Origin of the sequence: Pseudonocardia bannensis (assembly GCF_012911875.1) — a bacterium.
Lineage (GTDB): Bacteria > Actinomycetota > Actinomycetes > Mycobacteriales > Pseudonocardiaceae > Pseudonocardia > Pseudonocardia bannensis.
The window spans coordinates 1-20884 of the sequence record NZ_JAAXKZ010000082.1 but is presented as its reverse complement, the minus strand read 5'-3'; the positions used below and the strand labels follow the sequence as shown (position 1 = coordinate 20884).

The following is a 20884-nucleotide window of genomic DNA, read 5'->3' as shown; positions in this document are numbered from 1 at the left end:
GCTCAGGTCCGGGCCGGCAGCGCCTCCACCATGATGTTGTCGTCATAGCTGCGGGAGCCCGGATCGAACCGGCCCCCACAGGTGACGAGGACCAGCCGCGGCGCCCCGGTGCGGGCGAACACCTCGGCCGGGAGTCGCGCCTTGGCGTAGTGGCGGCGGGTGGCGACCCGGTAGGCGAACGTCCGGCCGTCCGCGCCGCGCAGCAGCACCTGTTCGTCCGCCACCAGCGACGGCAGCACGGCCATCACACCGACCCCCGCGGTGGCGGAGTCCACGTGTCCCGCGATCACCACGTTGCCGGCGGCACCGCCGGCGAGCGCACCGGGCGCCCACCAGCCGACCGTCCGGGGGGAATCGGGCACGGCGAGGGCGCCGGCGGGGTCGGCGCCGACCGGTACCACCGGGGCGGTCACGCCGCGGCCGGGCAGGCTCAGTTCGACGGGCTCCGACCCCGCGGCCGCGGGCTCGGCCGGCGCGGGCCGGGAACCGGGTGGGGCGAGGCCGGCATCGGCCGGGACGTGGCCGGGCCAGGACGGGGCGGCGCCAGGCCCGGCCGCTGCATCACCCGGCTCGGCCCCGGCGCCGAGGGCGGCCGGGACCGCGCCGAGGTCGGCCGCCTCGACCGAGCGGGACCCGTCACCGGGCCACAGCACGACGCCGGTGGCCAGGCAGATCACGCCGCAGCACGCGACGAGCACCGCCGGCCACCGGCGCCGGGACATGGTCGAGCTCAGGCCGCGCGGCGGCGCAGCCACCATCCGGCAGCGCCGAGCAGCACGACACCCAGGCCCGCCAGCACCGGCGGGACCACCGGCACGTCACCGGAGGCCGCCTGGCCACCGGTCCCGGCGTCGACCGAGCGCGGTGTCGTGGCCCCCGCCGCGCCGGCGGCCTGGCGTAGCTTGGCCACGGTCGCGTCCAGCGCGGTCAGCGCGTCCCGCGCGGCGGCCTTCGCCTCCGCCGAGGCATTCGGGTCGTTCAGCACCGCATTCGCCGCGTCCCCGGCCTGCTGCTGCAGATCGAGGACGGTCTGCAGCCAGGCCTGGTCGAACGCCTGCCCGGAGCGGGCCTGCAGGTCGGCGAGCACCGCCTGCTGCTCGGCCGCGATCTGGTCGCCGAGCGCCACCCCCTGCGCCGTCGCCAGCGCCCGGATCTGCTCATCGAGGGCCCGGCCGTGTTCGGCGAGCTCCGGGCCCAGCGTGCGGACCTGCTCACCGACGCCCTGCTCGCCGCCGAGCCCGCCGAAGGCGACGAGCGCGAGCGCACCCTGGTGCGCCTGGCCGAAGGCGGCCCGTTGCGCGTCGGTCACCTGGCCGGCGCCCGGTTGGGCCGCGGCGCCTTCGGCGGGGGCGGCACTGGTCGTGGACGGGGGTATCCCGGAGTCGGTGGCGGTGTCGCTCGACGAGCAGGCCGAGAGGGTGGCCAGGGCGATCGCGGCGAGTGCCGTGCCGACCGCGGTGCGGCCGCGTCGAAGTCTCATCTCATCCCCAGGACGGCGTGGGCGGGCCGCCAGTATGGGCCGCCCGCCCGGCCCGACGGGCCATCAAACAGAGCAGTTTCGCCTGATCAGGTGGAGTCGGCCCTACGCAGGCGGCGGGGCGATGTGCACGACCTTCGTCGTCGTCATCTCGTCCAGCAGCTCGGGGCCGTAGCCGAAGCCGGTCCCGCTGCCCCGTCGTGGCTGCGCCGCCCCACCCGGGGCGCCCCCGAACACCGCGTTCACCTTCACGGTGCCGACCGGCAGTTCCCGCCACGCGCGCTGCGCGTTCGCCATGTCGGTGGTGAGCACCGACGCGGCCAGGCCGAACCGGTCGTCGGCCGCCTCCCGTAGGCCCGTGTCGAAGTCGGGCACCGTCCGGACCGGTGCCACCGGCCCGAACGTCTCCTCGCGCATCACGAACATGCCGGGCGCGCAGTCCGCGAGCACGGTCGGTGGGTAGAAGCACCCGGGGCCGTCCGGGAGCTCGCCACCGGCGAGCACCCGGGCGCCGTCGGCGTACGCCCCCACCACATGACCGTGTACGTGCTCGCGCTGCCGCCGGTCCACCAGGGGGCCGATCCGCTGCGCCCACTCGGCGGCCTGCCCGGTGAGCGCCTCGAGGAACGGTTCGGCGACGTCGCGGTGCACGTAGATCCGCTCGACGGACACGCAGATCTGACCGGCGTTCGCGAACGCGCCGAGGGCGGCCTGCTCGGCGGCCCACCGCGGGTCCACGCCGGCGTCGATCAGCAGCGGATCGTTGCCACCGTTCTCGAGCAGCGCGCGGGCGCCGGTCCGGGCGCACGCGGCCGCGATCGAGCGTCCGGTCGCCGAGCTGCCCACGTGCGCGACGACGTCCACGGCGTCGCTGCCGGCCAGCCGCTCCCCGACGTCCCGGCCGCCGTCGAGGATCTCGAGGACGCCGTCGGGCAGCCGTGCCGCGACCAGCTCGGCGAACCGGCGCCCCGTGCGCGGGCACCGCTCGCTCGGCTTGTGCACCACCGTGTTGCCGGTCGCGATCGCGGCGCCGACGAGACCGGCGGCCACCGCGATCGGATCGTTCCACGGCGTCAGCACCGCGACCACGCCGCGCGGCCCGGGCACCATCAGATCGGTGGCGGCCCAGCCGCCCTGCAGGCTGCGTCCACGGTGTACGGGCCCGAGCTCGGCATACTGCTCCAGCGTGCCGGCCCCGGCCAGCACGCCGCCGACCGCGTCGTCACCGGTCTTTCCGGTCTCGACCGTGTTCAGCGCGGCCAGCTCCTGGGCCGCCGCGCGCACCGCGGCCGCCGCGGCCCGCAGCGCGGCCCCGCGTTCGGCGGCCGGCGTGCGCGCCCAGCCCGGCTGCGCCGCGCGGGCCGCGGCCACCGCGGCGTCGGCCTGCTCCACCGTGGCCGGCGACACCCGGCTGACCTGCTCCCCGGTCCGTGGATCCTCGACGACCAAGTCCCGGCCCAGCACATCCGTCACCGGCGACGACTACCCGCTCCCGGGCCCGCCCATGCGGGCCGGAGCAGGTCAGCGCCGGTGCGGCAGCCGGGCCGGGGTGCTCGGCGGCGGCACCATCGGCCCGATGTCACCGTCGGGCGCGGTGTCCAGGTCGGCGATGACGGGCGCGTGGTCGCTCGGCCCCTTGCCCTTGCGCGCGGCTCGGTCCACCCAGGCGGCCTGCACCCGGGTGGCCGCGTCCTGCCCGGCGAGGATCAGGTCGATCCGCATCCCCCGGTCGGTGTGGAACATGCCCGCCCGGTAGTCCCAGTAGCTGAACACCCGCTCGTCGGGCCAGCGCTCGCGCACCACGTCCCGCAGGCCCTCACCGGTCAGCGCCGCCAGCGCCTCCCTCTCGGCGGGCGTGACATGGGTGGCGTCGACGAACGCGGCCGGATCGAACACGTCGGCGTCGGTGGGGGCGATGTTCATGTCGCCGGCCACGATCGCCGAGCCGGGCTCGCCCGCGGCGACCATCGTGCGCAGCGCCTCCAGCCAGCGCAGCTTGTAGCCGTAGTGCTCGTCGGCCGGGGCGCGCCCGTTGGGCACGTACACCGAGGTGACGCGCAGGCCGCCGCAGGTCGCGGTGATCGCCCGGGCCTCCGGGTCGGCGTCGGGGGTCGGGAACCGGGGCTCGTCGGGCAGCCCGCGCACGACGTCGTCGAGCCCGACCCGGGACAGCAACGCCACCCCGTTCCAGCGGCCCTGCCCGTGGTGCGCGACCTCGTAGCCCCGGTCGGCCAGCGGCTCGACGAAGGTCGCGGCGAAGTCGTCGTCGGAGAGCTTGGTCTCCTGCAGGCAGACGACGTCGGGTGAACGCTCGTCGAGCCAGGGCAGCAGTCGGGGCAGCCGCGATTTCGCGGAGTTCACGTTCCAGGTGGCGACGCGCACGGGTGGGACCCTACGGCCCCGCCCCGACGGGTTCAGCCGGTCTTCGGCAGGGTGCGCAGCGTCTCGGCCCGCAGCGTCGCCCCGCCGTCGGCACTGGTGCCGGTGAGCGTCACGAGCTCGCCCACGGCCGGCCGGGTGGTCAGCCCGGACACGTCGACCGTCGCGGTCAGGCCCGCCACCCCCGACCACGGTGGCCCGGTCCTGGTCGAGTGCGGTCACGGTGCCGCCGACCGGGAACGGATCTTCGACCGGGTCCGGCTCGACGAGGCCCGGTCGGCCGACGACGGCGGCGCCGGGCTCGGGTTGGCGATCGCGCGCGGGATCGCCCGGGCGCACGGCGGCGAGCTGCGGTGCGTCGAGCCGGCCGACGGGTTCGGCGCGACGTTCGAGCTGGTCCTGCGCGCCTGAACCACCCAGCCGGGCCGACCCTCGCTCTCGAGAACCCGACTCAAGCTCCCGGAGACCCCGACTCGCGCTCCTGGAAACCCCGACTCGCGCGCGGGAGAACCGCGACTCGCGCTCGGGGAAAGCCCGACTCGCGGGGTCAGTTCTCGTCGGCGGGGGAGGCCTTGCGGACGTAGAGGAGACGGTCGCCGCGCTCCAGGGCGTCGACGGCCGCGGCGTCGACCCGGTGCAGGTCGGCGCCGCGCACCACACCCAGCACGATGTCGGGCAGATGCCGCGGCGAGCCGCCGACCTCGGTGTCCTCCACCGGGCGCTCGCTGATCGCGAACCCGGCGTCGGGGGTGAGCAGGTCCTCGACGACCTCGACCACGCTCGGCGTCGTCGTCGCCATGCCGAGCAGCCGGCCGGCCGTCTCCGCCGAGACGATCACCGAGTTCGCCCCGGACTGGCGCAGCAGGTGCACGTTCTCCGCCTCCCGCACCGCCGCCACGATGGTGATCTTGGGGGCCAGCTCGCGCGCGGTCAGGGTGACCAGCACCGCCGTGTCGTCGCGGTTCGTCGCCACGACGATCGCCGAGGCCCGCTGGACCCCCGCGATGCGCAGCACGCTCGACCGGGTCGCGTTCCCGGTCACGGTGACGAGCCCGTGCGCCGACGCGGCGTCGAGCTGGGTGCGGTCGGTGTCCACGACGACGATCTCGGACGGTTCGGCGCCGTCGCCCAGCAACGTCTCCACTGCCGCCCGCCCCTTCGTGCCGTAACCGACGACGACGGTGTGGTCGCGCACGCGGGACCTCCAGCGTGTGATGCGGAACGCCTGCCGGGACCGCTCGGTGAGCAGCTCGACGGTGGTCCCGACGAGGACGATCAGGAAGAGCAGACGCAGCGGCGTGATCACGAGCGTCGTCACCAGCCGCGTCATCTCCGTCGCCGGGACGATGTCGCCGTAGCCGGTGGTCGACAGCGAGACGGTGGCGTAGTAGAGGGCGTCGATGAACGAGATGTGTCCGTCATCGTTGTTGTCGACGTAGCCGTCCCGGCTGAGGTAGACGATCAGCGCGGTGGCCAGCAGCGCCCCGAGCGCGACCGACAGCCGGCGCACCAAGGAGACGACCGGCCCCACATTGGGGTCGGGCATGCGGAGCGCGCCGATCAGTGCTGAATCGGCGGGCGGGCGGCGCAGCCGATCGCTCATCGGGCGGAGGGTATCCCTGCCCCGAGCAGCGGTGACGGGCCGGGCACCCGTTCACCTGCAGCGCTGCGGCTCCTGCACGCGTCCGCGCGGATCAGGGTCGCTCGACGATCCCCGCCTCGGCTGCGCCGGCCACCAGTTCGTCGAGTCCGAAGGCCGCGACCGGGTCGAGGGCACCGGTGCCGCGCACGCCGTGCTCGGCCGCGCGCCCGGCGCCCCAGGCGAGCAGGTCGGCGGTGATCGCGTAGGCCTCCGGCGCCACGAGCCGGGTGCGGGCGAGCAGGGTGCCGCCGGCGTCGAACACCTCGGCCAGGAAGTGCGACGTGCTCGCGGCCAGCACCGCGGGCGAGGGCGCGTCGGAGGCCCGGCGGGTCACCAGCCGGGCCAGCCCGGTCACCCCGGCACCGAGGGCCGGGACCTTCTCCAGCAGCGGCGTCAGCCGGTGCGTCGCGTGCACCGCGCCGCTGGCCGGGCCGAACCAGCCGAGGTACACGTCGACGGTGCGCAGTCCGGGCGCGAGCCGCGGCAGGGCGAACTGCTCGGTCGCCCCGATCGTGACGCCGGGCAAGGACCTGCCGTTGACGTCGAAGGTCCGCATCCGGGCCCCCGCGGGCTCGGTGCGCAGCGCGCCGTCGCGGAAGGCGTAGACCGAGCGGGTGGCCACCCCGATCAGCGACTCGAGGGTGCCACGGGAGAACGGCTGGCCCTTGCCGCCGCCGGTGATGAAGTAGCCGACGTCCACCCGCGCCGGGATCCCCCCGGTCCGACCGGCGGCGCGCAGCGCCAGCGCCCCGGCCAGCACACCGGGCACGTAGTCGTTGCCGAACGCGGTGAGCAGGGCGGCCCCGGACCGCTCGGCGGCCGGACCCTGCAACTCGAAGACCTCACGGACGAACGGGGGCTCGCCGGTGGAGTCGAGGTAGATCGCGCCGGCGTCGACCGCCGCGGCGAGCGCCGCACCGCCGAGCTGCGCGAACGGACCGACCGTGGTGACCAGCACGTCGCCGCGTTCGACGAGGGCGCGCACCGAAGCGGCATCCGTGACGTCGGCGCGCGCGGTGTCGAACCCACCGAGCCGCTCGGCCAGGCGAGCCAGCCGCGCCGGGTCCCGCCCGGCGAGGACCGGGCGCAGACCGCGGGCGGCCATCGCCTCGGCCGTGCGCCCGCCGGTGTAGCCCGTCGCGCCGAACAGAACGATCTTCCCGGTCATATGGGCAGGCTAACCTGCCACCTCGCGGGCTCGTGAGCGCATGACGGGGTCCGAGCAGCGTCATGCGCTCCCGGGGCCTCGGACGGTTAGGGTTCGCGCGTCCGGGTGGTTCCGGACGATCGGAGGGTTCGATGGTCGCTGCCGACACGGAGGGCCCGGAGGGCACCGCGCCACCAGCTCCCCGGCGGAGGCCCCGCAGGTGGTCGCGGCGGTGGTCACCGGGCGGCGCCTCCGACGCGATGGACGTCCTCGCCACCGGCGCCGAGATCGCCGCCGAGCTGCGGACCGGACTGGCCACGGCACGCGCCGGGGCCGCCGCCCGCAAACTGCGCCGGCTGCTCGACGCCGACGCCGTCGGTCTCCTCGACCTGCACGGCGCCCAGGCCTGGTCCGGCGAGCCCGACCCCGGGGCGGCCGGCCTGGTCGACGAGGTGCTGCGCAACGACCACAAGGCCGGCCGGGGCGGGGTGCTGGCGCTGCCCCTGCGGGTGCGTGGCGAGCTCGCCGGCGTGCTGGTCGTGCAGGGTCCCGTCCGGGCGAGCGCCGCCCGTCAGGCGGCGAGCTGGGTCGCCGAGGCCCTGGAGCGGGGACGCCTGGAGGCCTCGGCCGACGCCGCCGAGCAGGCCGAGCTGCGCGCCCTGCGCGCCGAGATCTCCCCGCACTTCGTCTACAACGCGCTGACCACGATCGCCTCGTTCGTGCGCTCCGACCCCGGACGTGCCCGCGACCTCATCCTCGACTTCGCCGAGTACACCCGGCACAACCTCGCCCGCCACGGCGACTACACGACCCTCGCCGGTGAGTTCCGCGCGATCGAGGCCTACCTGGCGCTGGCGCGGGCGGTCCTCGGAGACCGGCTGCGCGTCCAGGTCCGCATCGCACCGGAGGTGCTTCCCGTCGCCGTCCCGTTCCTGGCGCTGCAGCCGCTGGTGGAGAACGCCGTGCAGCACGGCGTCGAGCGGTCCGGATCGGGCGGGTCGGTGCAGGTCAGCGGCGAGGCGCAGGGCACCGAGTGCGTGATCTGCGTCGAGGACGACGGCCCGGGCATGGACCCGGCGCACGCCCGGGACATCCTGGCCGGACAGGATGCGGGGTCCGGCCTCGGCCTGGCCAACGTCGACCGGCGGCTGCGGACCGTGTTCGGCGCGGGCTACGGGCTGGTGATCGAGACCGCGGAGGGCGCCGGGACCCGGATCATCATGCGGATCCCCCGCTTCCACCCCGGGGTGGTGGCCCTGTGACCGGCCCCCCGGGCGGGCTGCGCGTCCTGGTCGTCGACGACGTCGGGCCGGCCCTCGACGAGCTGTCCCAGCTGCTGCGCGACTCCGCCGACGTGTCGGCGGTCGAGGCCGCCGGCGACGCCCTCACCGCCCTGCGCCTGATCCAGGGCGCTCCGTTGGACGCGGTGTTCCTCGACATCTCGATGCCGGGTATGGACGGTCTCGAGCTGGCGTCCCTGCTGGGCCGGATGACCGATCCACCGGTGATCGTCTTCGTCACCGCGTTCGAGGAGCACGCGGTGTCCGCGTACGGCGTCGGCGCGGTCGACTACCTGCTGAAACCGGTGGCGGCCGAGCGGCTCGCCGCCGCCCTCGGCCGGGTGCGCCGGGTCACCGGCCACGATCCGGGGCCGGGGCCGGCGGCCGCGGTCGACGCGCTCGCGGCGGTCCCGGTCGAGCTGGCCGGCCGGACCCGGTACGTGCGCCGCGCCGACGTCCGCTATGCCGAGGCGCAGGGCGACTACGTCCGCCTGCACACCCGCACCGACAACCACCTCGTCCGCATCCCGATCTCCCGGCTCGAGGAGCACTGGCGCGCCGCCGGGTACGTGCGGGCGCACCGCAGCTTCCTGCTGGCGGTGCACGCGGTGCAGGAGCTGCGCAGCGACGTCAGCGGCGGCCTGCTGGCGCACACCGACGCCGGCGACGTCCCGGTGAGCCGCCGACACGCGCGCGAGCTGCGCGACCTGCTGCTGGAAGCCGCCACCCGAGGCGACTTCGAGTCCGGGCCGCGTCGCCGGAGCCGCTCGTGAGCGGGCGGGCGAGGTCGTCGCTCGATGCGACGCCGCCGGGCCCGGTGCCGAGGAGCGTGCACGAGCCGGCGAGGTCACCGCTGCGCACAGCACCGCCGGGCCAGGTAGCGGCGAGCGCCGGCAAGGAGGCTCGGTGACCCGGCAGCGCCGGGTCACCGTGACCAGCCCGCAGACCCGCGTCGCCCTGGGCCGCCGGCACGGTCCGAACCACCTGCCACGCCTGACCCCGGCCGAGATCGCGATCGCCACACGGATCCGCCGGGCCCAGCTGCGCCGGGCGGTGACCGCGCTGCTCGCCGTCGGCGGCGTGCTGATCGGTCTCCCGATCGTTCTCGCCCTGTCCCCCGGGCTGGGTGAGCTGCGGCCGGCCGGGATCCCGTTGCCCTGGCTCGCCGTCGCCGTGCTCCCCTACCCCGCTATGGCGGGACTGGCCTGGTGGCAGCTGCGCCGGGCCGAGCGGGTGGAACGGGCCGCTGGCCCCGCCACCGAAACCGCCGCTGAAACCGCCGCTGAAACCGCCGCTGGCCGTGCCGTGCCCCGGGAATCCGGATGAGCGCCGTCGCGATCATCCCGGTGGTGCTGGCCACCCTGCTCATCGGGGCCCGCGGGGTCGCGGCGATGCGCAGCACGTCGGACTTCCTGGTGGCCTCCCGGCGGATCTCCCCCACGCTGAATGCCGCGGCCGTGTCCGGCGAGTACCTCTCGGCGGCCTCGTTCCTCGGTGTCGCCGGGCTCGTCGTCAAGGACGGCGTCGGAGCGCTCTGGTACCCGGTCGGGTTCACGGCGGGCTACCTGCTGATGCTCACCCTCGTCGCAGCCCCCATGCGCCGCTCCGGCGCGCTGACCGTTCCCGACTTCGCCGAGGCCCGGCTGGGCTCGGCGGTGCTGCGCCGGTTCTCCGCAACGGTCGTGCTGGTGATCGCCTGCCTGTACCTGGTGCCTCAGTTCACCGCGGCGGGGCAGGTCCTCACGCTGGTCAGCGGCAGCCCGTACTGGGTCGGCGTCGTCGTCGCGGGGGCGGCGGTGAGCATCACGCTCGCCCTGGGCGGCATGCGCGCCGCCACCTATGTGCAGGCGTTCCAGTTCGTGCTCAAGCTGATGTTGTTCATCGTCCCGGCGATCTGGCTGATCCTGCAGGCCGGTCCCGACACCCGCCGTGAGGCGCTCGCCCCCGTCGCGTTCACCCACTTCGGCCAGGAGACCGACGTCGACTTCCGGCTCGGCACCCGGCTCGCCGTCGTCGAGCCCACCGCCGTCCGGATCGACGGCGGCCCGGCCGAGGTCCTCGTCCCCGGCGTCTACACGGTCCCCGGCGAGACGAGGTGGAGCTTCCCGGCGGGCGCCCGGGTCCCGGAGATCCGGGGCGCCGTCGTGCCGGGCAGTGGGCCGTGGCAACGCCCGCTGCTCGACGCCGACAGCACCGGCCACCCGCTGCTCGCGACCTTGTCGGTACTGGCGGCGACGGCGCTGGGCACGATGGGCCTGCCCCACGTCCTGGTGCGCTTCCACACCAGCCCCGACGGCCGCAGTGCCCGGCGGACGGCCGCCATCACGGTCTTCCTGCTCGGCACGTTCTATTTCTTCCCGGCCGTCTACGGGCTGCTCGGTGCGGTGCTGCTGCCCGAGCTCTACCTCTCCGGCGCGACCGACACGGTGGTCGTCGCGCTGCCGGCCCGGGTCGATCCGGGATGGACCGGGTCGCTGTTCACCGCGCTGCTCACCGCGGGCGCGTTCGCCGCGTTCCTCGCGACGTCGCTCGGACTGCTGCTGGCCGTCGCCGGAGCGGTCTCGCACGATCTCGTCCCCGGCACCCTGCGCCGGCTGCGACTGACCGCACCGGTGGCGGCCGGCGTGGTCGTGCTGCTCGCCCTCCCGGCGGCCCGGATCGACGTCGGCGTGCTGGTCACCTCGGCCTTCGCCGTCGCCGCCTCGACGTTCTGCCCGCTGCTCGTGCTCGGCATCTGGTGGCCCAGGCTCACCCTGCGCGGGGCCCTCATCGGGATGGCGGCCGGGTTCGTCGCCTCGGCCGGCGGGATGGGCGCCGGGCTGGTCGCCGGCCTGGAACCGGGCCTTCCCTCGCTGTTGCTGGCGCAGCCCGCGATCTGGTCGGTGCCGCTGGCGTTCGCGACGATGATGCTGGTCTCGCTGCGTGGCGACCCGCCGCCGTGGGCGGAGTCGGCGATGCTCCGGTTGCACCTCGACGAGACCCGGGTGGCCGGCCCGCGCAGGTGAACCGCGGCTGCCGTTCGTCGGCGATCGCGACCGTTCGTCAGCCGTTCGTCGCTCCCCTCGACGCTGTGTCGTGGCCCACTTCCGTGGTCGGAGACGGCGAACTTTCCTGTGCCCCCTGAACTCCCGCTGTACAAGGAGGCACCGTGAGTACCACCGAATCGTCACCACCGGTGGGCGCCCAGGACTGGGAGACCGTCCGCTCCAGCCCTGAGTTCCAGGATCTGCGTCGCCGGCTGCGCAGCTTCGTCTTCCCGCTGACCGGGGTCTTCCTGAGCTGGTACCTGCTCTACGTGCTGCTGGCCAGCTACGCGCCGTCGTTCATGGCCGTCAAGGTCCTCGGCAACATCAACATCGGCCTGGTGTTCGGGTTGCTGCAGTTCGTGTCGACGTTCGCCATCACGGCCTGGTACGTCCGCTACGCCGACCGCAGGCTCGACCCGCTCGCGGGCAAGCTCCGGGACGAGATCGAGGGAGGCTCGGCGTGACCGTTCTGGCTCAGGGCGTCGAGGGCAGCAACCCGCTGCTCAACATCACGATCTTCGGACTGTTCGTCGTCATCACCCTGGCGATCGTCATCCGGGTCAGCAGGCGCGCGACCAGCGGCGCCTCGGACTTCTACACGGCCGGCGGCGGCTTCTCCGGGGCCCAGAACGGTGTCGCGATCTCCGGTGACTACCTGTCCGCCGCGTCCTTCCTCGGCATCGCCGGCGCGATCGCGCTGAACGGCTACGACGGCTTCCTCTACTCCGTCGGCTTCCTCGTCGCCTGGCTGGTCGCCCTGCTGCTCGTGGCCGAGCTGCTGCGCAACACCGGCAAGTTCACGATGGGCGACGTGCTGGCGTTCCGGATGCGCCAGCGCCCGGTGCGGGCCGCGGCCGCCACCTCGACCCTGGCGGTGTCGTTCTTCTACCTGCTGGCCCAGATGGCCGGCGCCGGTGGCCTCGTCGCGCTGCTGCTCAACATCACCGACAAGACCCAGCAGGGCATCGTGATCGCCGTCGTCGGCGCCGTGATGATCGCCTACGTCCTGATCGGCGGCATGCGCGGCACCACCTGGGTGCAGATCATCAAGGCCGTGCTGCTGATCGCCGGTGCCGGGATCATGACCGTCTGGGTGCTGGGCAAGTTCGGCATGAACCTGTCCTCGGTGCTCGCCGGGGCGGTCGAGCGCGGCGGCCAGGCCGGTGAGGCGCTGCTGAGCCCGGGCAAGCAGTACGGCAAGTCGGAGATCAGCCGCATCGACTTCATCTCGCTGGCGCTGGCGCTGGTGCTCGGCACCGCAGGCCTGCCGCACATCCTGATGCGCTTCTACACCGTGCCCACGGCCAAGGAGGCCCGCCGCTCGGTCGTCTGGGCGATCTGGCTGATCGGGCTGTTCTACCTGTTCACGCTGGTGCTGGGCTACGGCGCCGGTGCGCTGGTCGGCCCCGACGCGATCAAGAAGGCCCCCGGTGCGGCCAACTCCGCTGCCCCGCTGCTCGCCTTCGAACTGGGTGGCACGGTCCTGCTCGGCATCATCGCGGCCGTCGCGTTCGCGACGATCCTCGCCGTGGTCGCCGGGCTGACCATCACCGCGTCGGCGTCGTTCGCGCACGACGTCTATGCCAACGTGATCAAGAAGGGCACCACCGCGCCGGACGACGAGATCAAGGTCGCGCGGATCACCGCCGTCGTCATCGGCATCGTCGCGATCCTCGGCGGCATCCTGGCGAACGGCCAGAACATCGCGTTCCTCGTGGCGCTGGCGTTCGCCGTGGCCGCGTCGGCGAACCTGCCGACGATCCTCTACTCGCTGTTCTGGAAGCGGTTCAACACGAGCGGCGCGCTGTGGAGCATCTACGGCGGCCTGGCGATCACCCTCGTGCTGATCATCTTCTCGCCGGTGGTGTCCGGCAAGCCGGTCGACCCGGTGACCGGGCGGAGCCCGTCGATGCTGCAGGACGTCGACTTCGGCTGGTTCCCGCTGGACAACCCCGGCCTGGTGTCGATCCCGCTGTCGTTCCTGCTCGGCTACCTCGGCACCGTGCTGAGCAAGGACAACGCGAACGAGGACAAGTACGCCGAGATGGAGGTGCGGTCCCTGACCGGGGCCGGCGCGGAGAAGGCGGTCTCTCACTAGGCGAACCCACAGGTGAGCAGCCGGCGGGCCCCGACATCGGCGTCGGGGCCCGCCGTCCGTTCGCACTACACCGCGGCCGGATGCACCGGGACCGACTGCACCGGGACCGACTGCACGAGGGCACGCAGGCCGTCGGCGTCGAGCAGGTCGGCGGGTCGCAGCGTCAGGTCGGACCGGACATAGTGGAACGCCGCCCGCACCCGCTCCGGGTCGACGCCGGCCAGCGCCGCCCAGGCCAGCCGGTAGGCCGCGAGCTGCACGCTCAGCGCCGGCAGCCGGGACTCGTCCGGCGGAGGCCCGGTCTTCCAGTCGACCACCGTCCAGCCGCCGTCGGGGTCGGCGAACACCGCGTCCATCCGGCCGCGCACGGCGACCCCGGCGATGACGGTCTCGAACGGCACCTCCGCCTCCACCGGGTTGCGGTCGGCCCACGCCGAGGCCAGGAAGGCCTCCTGCAGCTCGGTGAGCGCGTCGTCGGTGGCCGCGTCGTCGTCGGCGGCGCCAGGCAGCTCGTCGAGGTCGAGCAGCTGCGCGGCGCCGAAGCGCTGTTCGAGCCAGGCGTGGAACGCAGTGCCGCGGCGCGCGTGCGGGTTGGGGGGCAGCGGCAGCGGACGGCGCAACCGGACGGCGAGGGCCTCCGGATCGGCCGCGAGCTCGACCAGCTGGCTCACCGAGAAGTGCGCCGGCAACGTCACCGAGGGCCGGGACCCGGCGGCGGCGCGCTCCGCGAGCAGCACGTCGACGTCGGCGGCCCAGCCCTCCGGGTCGGGGTCGGCCGGGGGCAACAGATCCGGGGGGCCCGTCTCGACGGGCTCGGCGTCCGGTCCCGTCGCGAGCAGGTCGAGCTGCGTGCCGGGGCCCGGCCCGGTGTCCGAGCCGTCCGCCGCGGGGGCGAGCAGGTCGAGCTGCGACCCCGGCCCGCCGTCCCCGGCGGAGTGGCCGTCCCCCTGTGCGGGGCCCGCCCGGGCCAGCTCACGCAGTGCGGCCCGCACCAGGGCCGCGCCCGCGTGCACCGCGGGCGAGCGCTCCCCGAGGGGGTCGACCGGCCACTGTTCGGTGACGACCTCGGCCGCGGCCGGGTTGGTCTCCTCGGGGTCGGGCGCCTCGGCCCACGCCTCGATCGGGAAGGCGGGCCCGATCTCGGCGGTCTCGCCACCGAGCGCCTCGCGGACCTCGGTCAGGAACTCCGACGGCTCCTTCGGCTTCTCCCCCGCCGCCGCCCATCGGTGCCCGGACACCAGCAGCACGCGCTCGGAGCGGGTGAGCGCCACGTAGAACAACCGCCGCTCCTCGGTGAGACGCCGCGCATCCAGCGCCGCCTCGTGGGCGTTCAACGCGTCCGTGAGCTGCTTGCGGTCGCCGTCCGGCGGCAGGTGCAGGCCGGGCAGGTCGTCGGCGTCGCCGCGCAACGGCACCGGCAGCTCCGACGGGTCGGTCAGCCAGCTGCCACTCATCTTGCGACCGGGGAAGACCTGGGACACCAGGTGCGGGACCGCGACGATCTCCCATTCCAGGCCCTTCGCAGCGTGCACCGTGAGCACCTGAACCCGGTCGCGGGCGACCTCCACCTCGCCCGGGGTGAGCCCGTCCTCGGCCCGCTCGGCGGTCTCGAGGTAGTCGAGCAACGACGGCAGGGTGGCCACCTCGGCACCGGCGGCGAACTCGGCGACGACGTCGGCGAAGGCGTCGAGATGCGCGCGGCCGACCGGGCCGGGCCGGGCGGCGGTCTCGGCGTCGAGCAGCAGCACCCGTTCGGCGTCGGCGACGAGGTCGGTCAGCGGCGCGGACGCCCGCGCCCGCAGCCAGCTGAGCTCGCGCGCGAGCCGCCGGATGCGCTCGAACCCGGCGCGCGAGTACCGCTCCGCCGGGCCCGGGTCGTCGAGCGCGTCGACCAGCCCGGCCTGCTCCGCCTGCTCGCCGGGCAGCGCCCCCAGCGCCAGCTGCGCCGGGGTCAGCGGCCCCGGCCCGCGGCCCGGCAACGGGGGGACGAGCTCGCGGGCCCGCTCCCACAGGGCTGCGAGGTCGGCGACCCCGAGCCGCCAGCGCGCCCCGGTGAGCAGCCGCACGGCGGCCGGGCCGGCGAGCGGGTCGGCCACCAGACGCAGCGCGCTGACCAGGTCGCGCACCTCGGGGGTGTCGAGCAACCCGCCGAGTCCGACGACCTCGACCGGCAGCCCGCGGGCGCGCAGCGCTGCCGCGATGGGATCCATGTCGGCGCGGCGGCGGACCAGGACCGCCGACGTGGGCAGCTCGGCCCCCGCCGCCTCGGCCCGGCGCCAGTGCGCGGCGATCCCGTCGGCCATCCACTCGATCTCGGCGCCGACGTCGGTCAGCAGGGCGACCCGCACGTCGCCGGCGCACGCCTTCGGGCCTGCCCGCAGCTCGCCGACCGCGACGGCGCCGGGCGCGGTGCGCAGCGGCTCGGACACCGCGTTGGCGAGTTCCAGCACCTCGGGCGGGTTGCGGAAGCTCGTGAGCAGGCCGTACTCGTCGGCGGGCACCCCGCCGGGTCCGGGGAAGTCGGTGCGGAACCGGGCCAGGTTGCCCGCGCTCGCACCGCGCCAGCCGTAGATCGACTGGCAGGGGTCGCCGACCGCGGTCACCGACAGCGGCTCCGCGCGCTGCGGTTCGCCTGGCACCGTGCCGAACAGGGCCCGCAGCAGCACCCGCTGGGCGTGCCCCGTGTCCTGGTACTCGTCGAGCAGCACGGCCCGGTAGGCGGACCGCTCGAGTTCCCCGACCTCGGGATGGCCCTCGGCGACGCGCGCGGCGATCGCCATCTGGTCGGCGAAGTCGATCACCCGCTCGGATCGCTTGCGCGCGGCGAAGGCCTCCACCAGCGGGAGCAGCTCGACCCGCAGCCGCTGGGTGTCGATCCACTTCTTGTAACCCTGCGACGGCTCGGCGCGCTGGCCCTTGCCGCGGGGGGCCGCCTCCAGTATCGCGACCATCCGCTCGGCCACCCGGCGCACGGCGTCGGGCTCGGCGAGGTGCTCGCCGAGCTCCCCGGCCAGCGACAGCAGGTAGCCGGTGACGGTCGCCGGCACCCGGTCGATCTCGAGATCCGCGGCCCAGGTGGAGACGACCCGGTGGGCCAGCTGCCAGGCCGCCGTCTCGCCGAGCAGCCGTGCCGCGGGCTCGGCAGGCAGCCGCAGTGCGTGTTCACCGACCAGCCGGCCGGCGTAGGCGTGGTAGGTCGAGATCGTCGGCTCGCCGGCCAGGACGGCGGCACGGCGCTGCCCGCCCGGATCGAGCTCGTCGAGCAGCCCGGAACCGGCCAGCCTGCGCAGCCGCGAGCGCACCCGCACCCCCAGCTGCTGGGCGGCCTTGCGGGTGAAGGTCAGCCCGAGCACCTGCTCCGGCAGGACCTGGCCGGTGGCCACCAGCCACACCACCCGGGCCGCCATGGTCTCGGTCTTGCCGGCCCCCGCACCGGCCACCACCAGGGCCGGACGGGCCGGCGCGGCGATGACCGCGGCCTGCTCCTCGGTGGGCGGGGGCAGCCCGAGGGCCGAGGCCAGGGTCGCCGGGGTCAGCTGCACAGGTGCGTTCTCCTCAGGGATCCCACGATGTCGGTCCGCACGGCTAGCCGTCCGTCACGGGGCGGCCGGACTCCACCGCCGGACAGCTGGTCCGGACCGGGCAGCGGTCGCAGTCCGGCCCGACCCGGGCGACGAACGTCGCGCCCGACGTCTCCTCGGCACAGTGTTCGACGGTCTCGCGCCAGCGGACCACCGCGGCCTCGTCCAGCGGCGGCTGGGACGGCTCCTTGGGCTGCCCCGCCGCCTTGCGGTCGGCGAGGTACACCAACCGGGCACCGCCGGGCGGCGCGTCCGCGCCGACCAGCTCGCTGAACGCGCCGAGCGCCGCGGCCAGCTGGTAGACGGCCAGCTGCGGGTGCTCGGCCGCCTGCCGGGCCGACACCGCGGTCTTCCCGGTCTTGACGTCGACGACCACCGGCCGGCCCTGCGCGTCGACCTCCAGCCGGTCGACCCGGCCGCGCAGCCGCAGCCACGGGCCGCCCCGCCGCCCGCCCGGGGCGTCGGGCTCGGCGCTCTCCGGGTCCGGGCCGGCCAGGTCGAGCTGCACCGGGTGCTCGACCGCCACCAGCCGCAGACCCTCGGCCCGGCTCGAGCGCACCCAGTCGTCGAAGGCCGCCAGCATCGCGCGCACCCGCCGCAACTCCCGGCGCCCGAACCACGGCGCCCCGGTGTCGAGCCGCGACCACGCCGAGCGCAGCGCATCCTCCAGCTCGGTGCGGTCGGCTCCCGCCGCGCTGGCCTGGACGAGCGCGTGCACGAGCGATCCGGTCACCGCTGCGAGAGCACCCACCTCGCCACCACCGTGGCGCTCCAGCACCCAGCGCAACGGGCACGCGACGATCTTCTCGACGTCCGACGGCGACACCGGGACGACCTCCCCGGCCACCCGCAGCGGCGCCTCGGTGGAGGGCGGCGCGAGGCCGTACCAGTCGCGCGGGTGCGCACCCGGGACCCCCTCGGCGGCGAGCCGGGCCAGCTGCGCCGCGGCCCGCCGGCGCCGATCGGCGCGGACCGGGTCGCCGTTGTCGGGTTCGCACACCGCGCGGCGCAGCTCGCCGACCAGCTCGGCCAGCACGAGCGCCCGGGCCGGCTTGTGTACGACCCGGCCCTCGGTCGGCCCGGCGGGCACAGGGTCGAGCTCGTCGAGGAAGCGGGAGGGCTGCTCGTCCTCCCCCTGCACCGCGCTGACCAGCAGTGTCTGCTTCGCGCGGGTGCAGGCGAGGTAGAACAGCCGGCGCTCCTCGGCCAGCAGCGGGGCGATCCGCGAGACGGTGTCCGCACCACCCGGGCCGGGCTCGGCGACCCCGGCCATCAGGTCGACGAGCCGCTCGCTGCCCAGCAGGCTGCCGCGCAGCCGCAGGTCGGGCCAACTGCCCTCCTGCACACCCGGCACCGCGACGACCTGCCACTCCCGGCCGCGCGCCGCGTGGGCGGTGAGCAGCGAGACCGCCTCGCCCCGCGGGGTCTGCGGGGCCAGCGTGTCGCCCGGGAGCTGCTGATCGGCGAGGTACTCGGTGAACCCCGCGACATCGGCCCCGGGCAGCCGGTCGGTGTAGCGGGCCGCGGCGTCGAACAGCGCGAGGACCGCGTCGAGATCCCGGTCGGCGGCCGCACCCACCGGCCCGCCCCGGGCGCTCGCCTCGGCCCACCGCTGGGCCAGCCCCGACTGCTGCCAGACCCGCCAGAGCACCTCCTCCACGCTCTGCCCGTCCCGGGCCGCGGCCCCGGCGGTGGCGAGCAGGGCACCGACCCTGCGCAGCGGAGCGGTCTCGTTCGGGGGGAGCGCCGCGAGCGGGTCTGGCCGCCCGTACGCAGCCGAGCGCAGGGCCTCCACCAGCAGCGGATCGCTGCCGGAGCGCTCGGCTTCGGCGGCCAGGTCGTCGGCTGTGGCGTGGGCTGCAGCGCCGTTGACCGCGTTGCCGCCGGCCGTGTCGTGGCGGGCCGCGTTGTGGTCCGGGGCAATGCCGCTGGGTCCGGCGCCGTCGAGCCCGGCGCCGTCGAGCCCGGCGCCGTTCTGACCGGCGCCGTCGGCTGCGGCGTGGGCACCGGGAGAGGCCGGCGGGGCGTCGGTGGCACCGGCATCGGCGTCGCCGGTGTCTGGTGCCCCGCCGCGCTGCCCCGCCGCGTGCAGCCGCAGCAGCCCGCGGCGCAACCGGCGCATCCGCATCGGGTCGCCCGACCCGAGCGAGGAGGTGAGCAGCGCGGTGGCGGCGTCGGCGTCGAGCTCCTCGGGCCGGGTGGCGGCGCGCAACACGAGCAGCAGCGGCAGCACGGCGGGCTGCCGGGCCAGCGGGAGTTCGTCGGGTGGCGCCGAGATCGGCACCCCGGCGGCGACCAGGGCGCGCCGCAACGCAGGCAGCGCGCGCCGCGTCGAGCGGGCCAGGACCGCCATCTCCGACCACGGCACCCCGTCGTTCAGATGCGCCCGGCGCAGCTGGTCGGCGACCCAGCCGGCCTCGCTCGCCGGCGAGGAGAACACCCGGACCCGCACCGATCCCGGATCGCGGGACTCGTCGGCCACGTCCCGCGGCGGCGCGACCCGTTCACGGCCCTCCCCGGCCCCCGGCAGCCTCGCGACCAGCCGTGCCGCGGCGGCACGCAACTCGTCGGCGCTGCGGTGGTCGACCGTGAGGACGGCCGTCTGCACCTCCATCGCGCGCAGGCCCGCCGGGTCGGCACCGCGGAAGTTGAGCACCGCCTGGTCGGGATCGCCCGCCAGCAGGGTCGTCTCCGCGGTGACCCCGAGCGCCCGGACCAGCTCCATCTGCTGCGGATCGAGATCCTGCGCGTCGTCGACCAGCAGGTGCCGGACCCGTTCCCGCTCGGCGGCGAGCAGCTCCGGGTCAGCGGCCAGCGCGTCGAGCGCCGCGGACACCAACTCGGCCGAGTCGAGCGCCGGGGCAGTGGCCTGCGGCGCCCCCCGGCCGGCGGCGCCCCGCAGCATGATCACGTGCTCGTAGCTGCGGAAGAACCGGCCCGCAGCCACCCATTCCGGGACCTCGTGCCGGTGGCCCAGCTCGGTGAGCCCGTCGGGGCCGAGCCCGCGCTCGGCCGCGCGCAGCAGCAGCTCGCGCAGCTCCGCGGCGAACCCGGGCAGGCCGAGCGCCGGGCGCAGCCGGTCGGGCCAGCCCGAGTCGGGCGCCGCACCGGCGAGCTCGCCGGCCAGCAGGTCGCGCACGAGTGCGTCCTGCTCGGCGCTCGCCAGCAGCCGCGGCGGCGGATCGTCGTTGCGCGCCGCGTGCAGCCGCAGCACACCGAACGCGTAGGAGTGCACGGTGCGGACGAGCGTCTCGCGCGAGGTGCGGATCCCGCCGGTCGTGGCGTGGTGACCCGGCACGTGCAACTGCTCGGTGAGCCGTTCCCGCAGCTCCCCCGCCGCGCGGCGGCTGCCCACGAGCAGCAGGATCCGCTCGGGATCGACGCCCTCGCGGACCCGCCGGGCGACCGACGCCAGCAGCAGCGTCGTCTTGCCGGTACCCGGCCCGCCCACGACCCGCAACGGGCCGGCCCGGTGCTCGAGGACGCGGCGGGCCGCCTCGTCCCACTCCGGCTCGCGGGCCGGCATCGTGGGCCGGCGGACGAGCTCGGGCGCCGGACCAGGGGTGACACCCGGGCCGGTGCGCGTGCGGTCGAAGCGGGCCACGTCGGCGATGCAACCACGCCCCACCGACAGTCGGGCGCTCACCCCGGGCTGGCACGATCACGATCGTGTCCGAGAAGGCCCGCCGGTTGCACGTTCATACCTTCGGTTCCCCCGCCGGCATCCCCGTCCTCGCCCTGCACGGGGTGACCGGTCACGGCGCCCGCTGGCAGTCGCTGGCCGACGCGCTGCCCGAACTGCGCTGGATCGGGGTGGACCTGCGCGGGCACGGCCGCTCGTCGTGGAGCCCACCCTGGGGCATCGAGCAGCACGTCGCGGACGCGCTGGCGGTCCTGGACCGGCTCAAGATCGAGGACGCCGCTGTCATCGGGCACTCCTACGGCGGGGCCATCGCCGTGCACCTGGCGCGGGCGGCACCGGACCGGGTGGAGCGGTTGGTGCTGCTGGACCCGGCGATCGGGCTCGACCCCGACGACATGCTGGAGACCGCCGAGGAGACCCGTACCGACGAGTCCTACCCGGACGTCGAGAGCGCCCGTGCCGACAAGGCGCAGCGGTGGGCGGGGATAGCGGAGGACCTGGTGGAGGCCGAGGTCGCCGCGCACCTCGCCCACCTCGGAGACCGCTGGGAGTGGCGGTACTGCCGGTCCGCGGCCGTGGCGGCGTGGAGCGAGATGGCCCGGCCCGCCCTC

The 20884-nt window shown here is 75.4% G+C and carries 15 protein-coding genes and 1 pseudogene; 8 read left to right on the top strand and 8 right to left on the bottom strand.

Annotated elements, in window-relative coordinates:
• Positions 1-2 precede the first annotated feature (2 nt).
• The 4 genes from HF519_RS19920 to HF519_RS19905 all read right to left on the bottom strand — a co-directional run bounded on the left by HF519_RS19920 (position 3) and on the right by HF519_RS19905 (position 3859).
• A complete protein-coding gene (locus tag HF519_RS19920) occupies positions 3-722 on the bottom strand; it encodes a class F sortase (RefSeq protein WP_169414491.1) in 720 nt (239 codons plus the stop codon).
• 8 nt (positions 723-730) lie between these two features.
• Positions 731-1480, bottom strand: coding sequence for a DUF4142 domain-containing protein (locus tag HF519_RS19915; RefSeq protein ID WP_169414490.1), 750 nt, complete (start codon positions 1478-1480; stop codon positions 731-733).
• A 102-nt stretch (positions 1481-1582) separates the two neighbouring features.
• Positions 1583-2950 carry an aldehyde dehydrogenase family protein gene (locus tag HF519_RS19910; RefSeq protein ID WP_312860225.1) on the bottom strand — a complete coding sequence of 456 codons (1368 nt, stop codon included), beginning with the start codon at positions 2948-2950 and terminating at the stop codon, positions 1583-1585.
• A gap of 48 nt (positions 2951-2998) precedes the next feature.
• Positions 2999-3859, bottom strand: coding sequence for an exodeoxyribonuclease III (locus tag HF519_RS19905; protein ID WP_169414489.1), 861 nt, complete (start codon positions 3857-3859; stop codon positions 2999-3001).
• A 231-nt stretch (positions 3860-4090) separates the two neighbouring features.
• Here HF519_RS19905 and HF519_RS19900 point away from each other — a divergent pair.
• Positions 4091-4267: pseudogene (locus HF519_RS19900) on the top strand (ATP-binding protein); the annotation flags it as partial.
• A gap of 136 nt (positions 4268-4403) precedes the next feature.
• Here HF519_RS19900 and HF519_RS19895 read toward each other — a convergent pair.
• Positions 4404-5459, bottom strand: coding sequence for a potassium channel family protein (locus tag HF519_RS19895; protein ID WP_169414488.1), 1056 nt, complete (start codon positions 5457-5459; stop codon positions 4404-4406).
• Positions 5460-5550: 91 nt separating this feature from the next.
• Positions 5551-6666 carry a saccharopine dehydrogenase NADP-binding domain-containing protein gene (locus HF519_RS19890; RefSeq protein WP_169414487.1) on the bottom strand — a complete coding sequence of 372 codons (1116 nt, stop codon included), beginning with the start codon at positions 6664-6666 and terminating at the stop codon, positions 5551-5553.
• A gap of 239 nt (positions 6667-6905) precedes the next feature.
• Between HF519_RS19890 and HF519_RS19885 the strand changes: the two genes are divergently transcribed.
• The 6 genes from HF519_RS19885 (at position 6906) to HF519_RS19860 (ending at position 13049) form a co-directional block, all read left to right on the top strand.
• Positions 6906-7907: a sensor histidine kinase gene (locus tag HF519_RS19885; RefSeq protein WP_211170288.1), complete on the top strand. Its 1002-nt coding sequence runs from the start codon at positions 6906-6908 to the stop codon at positions 7905-7907.
• Positions 7904-8698 (top strand): LytR/AlgR family response regulator transcription factor, encoded by a 795-nt coding sequence (locus HF519_RS19880; RefSeq protein ID WP_169414485.1) that lies wholly within the window; start codon positions 7904-7906, stop codon positions 8696-8698. Before HF519_RS19885 ends, HF519_RS19880 begins: the two co-directional genes overlap by 4 nt.
• Before the next feature lie 133 nt (positions 8699-8831).
• Positions 8832-9251, top strand: a complete 420-nt coding sequence (locus HF519_RS19875) for a hypothetical protein (RefSeq protein ID WP_312860224.1) — start codon at positions 8832-8834, stop codon at positions 9249-9251.
• Positions 9248-10930, top strand: a complete 1683-nt coding sequence (locus HF519_RS19870; protein WP_169414484.1) for a sodium/solute symporter — start codon at positions 9248-9250, stop codon at positions 10928-10930. Before HF519_RS19875 ends, HF519_RS19870 begins: the two co-directional genes overlap by 4 nt.
• Before the next feature lie 143 nt (positions 10931-11073).
• On the top strand, positions 11074-11415 hold the full coding sequence (locus HF519_RS19865) for a DUF485 domain-containing protein (RefSeq protein ID WP_169414483.1): 342 nt from the start codon (positions 11074-11076) through the stop codon (positions 11413-11415).
• Positions 11412-13049, top strand: a complete 1638-nt coding sequence (locus HF519_RS19860) for a monocarboxylic acid transporter (RefSeq protein WP_169414482.1) — start codon at positions 11412-11414, stop codon at positions 13047-13049. Before HF519_RS19865 ends, HF519_RS19860 begins: the two co-directional genes overlap by 4 nt.
• Positions 13050-13114: 65 nt before the next feature.
• On the opposite strand, the gene HF519_RS19855 is transcribed toward HF519_RS19860, so the two are convergent.
• Positions 13115-16591, bottom strand: a complete 3477-nt coding sequence (locus tag HF519_RS19855) for an ATP-dependent helicase (RefSeq protein ID WP_169414481.1) — start codon at positions 16589-16591, stop codon at positions 13115-13117.
• Between the two features lie 43 nt (positions 16592-16634).
• The gene (locus tag HF519_RS31600) at positions 16635-20156 is read right to left on the bottom strand and encodes an ATP-dependent helicase (RefSeq protein WP_246244662.1); all 3522 of its coding nucleotides are present in this window, start codon (positions 20154-20156) and stop codon (positions 16635-16637) included.
• A 143-nt stretch (positions 20157-20299) separates the two neighbouring features.
• On the opposite strand from HF519_RS31600, the gene HF519_RS19840 reads away from it, so the two are divergent.
• The coding region (locus tag HF519_RS19840; RefSeq protein WP_169414480.1) for an alpha/beta fold hydrolase at positions 20300-20884 on the top strand (585 nt) is incomplete at its 3' end.

Bases quoted from the DNA above. Each gene is read 5' to 3' on its own strand.
- HF519_RS19890 (WP_169414487.1), bottom strand. From the start codon at position 6,666: ATGACCGGGAAGATCGTTCTGTTCGGCGCGACGGGCTACACCGGCGGG.
- HF519_RS19885 (WP_211170288.1), top strand. From the start codon at position 6,906: ATGGACGTCCTCGCCACCGGCGCCGAGATCGCCGCCGAGCTGCGGACC.
- HF519_RS19920 (WP_169414491.1), bottom strand. From the start codon at position 722: ATGTCCCGGCGCCGGTGGCCGGCGGTGCTCGTCGCGTGCTGCGGCGTG.
- HF519_RS19870 (WP_169414484.1), top strand. From the start codon at position 9,248: ATGAGCGCCGTCGCGATCATCCCGGTGGTGCTGGCCACCCTGCTCATC.
- HF519_RS19895 (WP_169414488.1), bottom strand. From the start codon at position 5,459: ATGAGCGATCGGCTGCGCCGCCCGCCCGCCGATTCAGCACTGATCGGC.
- HF519_RS31600 (WP_246244662.1), bottom strand. From the start codon at position 20,156: ATGCCGGCCCGCGAGCCGGAGTGGGACGAGGCGGCCCGCCGCGTCCTC.
- HF519_RS19915 (WP_169414490.1), bottom strand. From the start codon at position 1,480: ATGAGACTTCGACGCGGCCGCACCGCGGTCGGCACGGCACTCGCCGCG.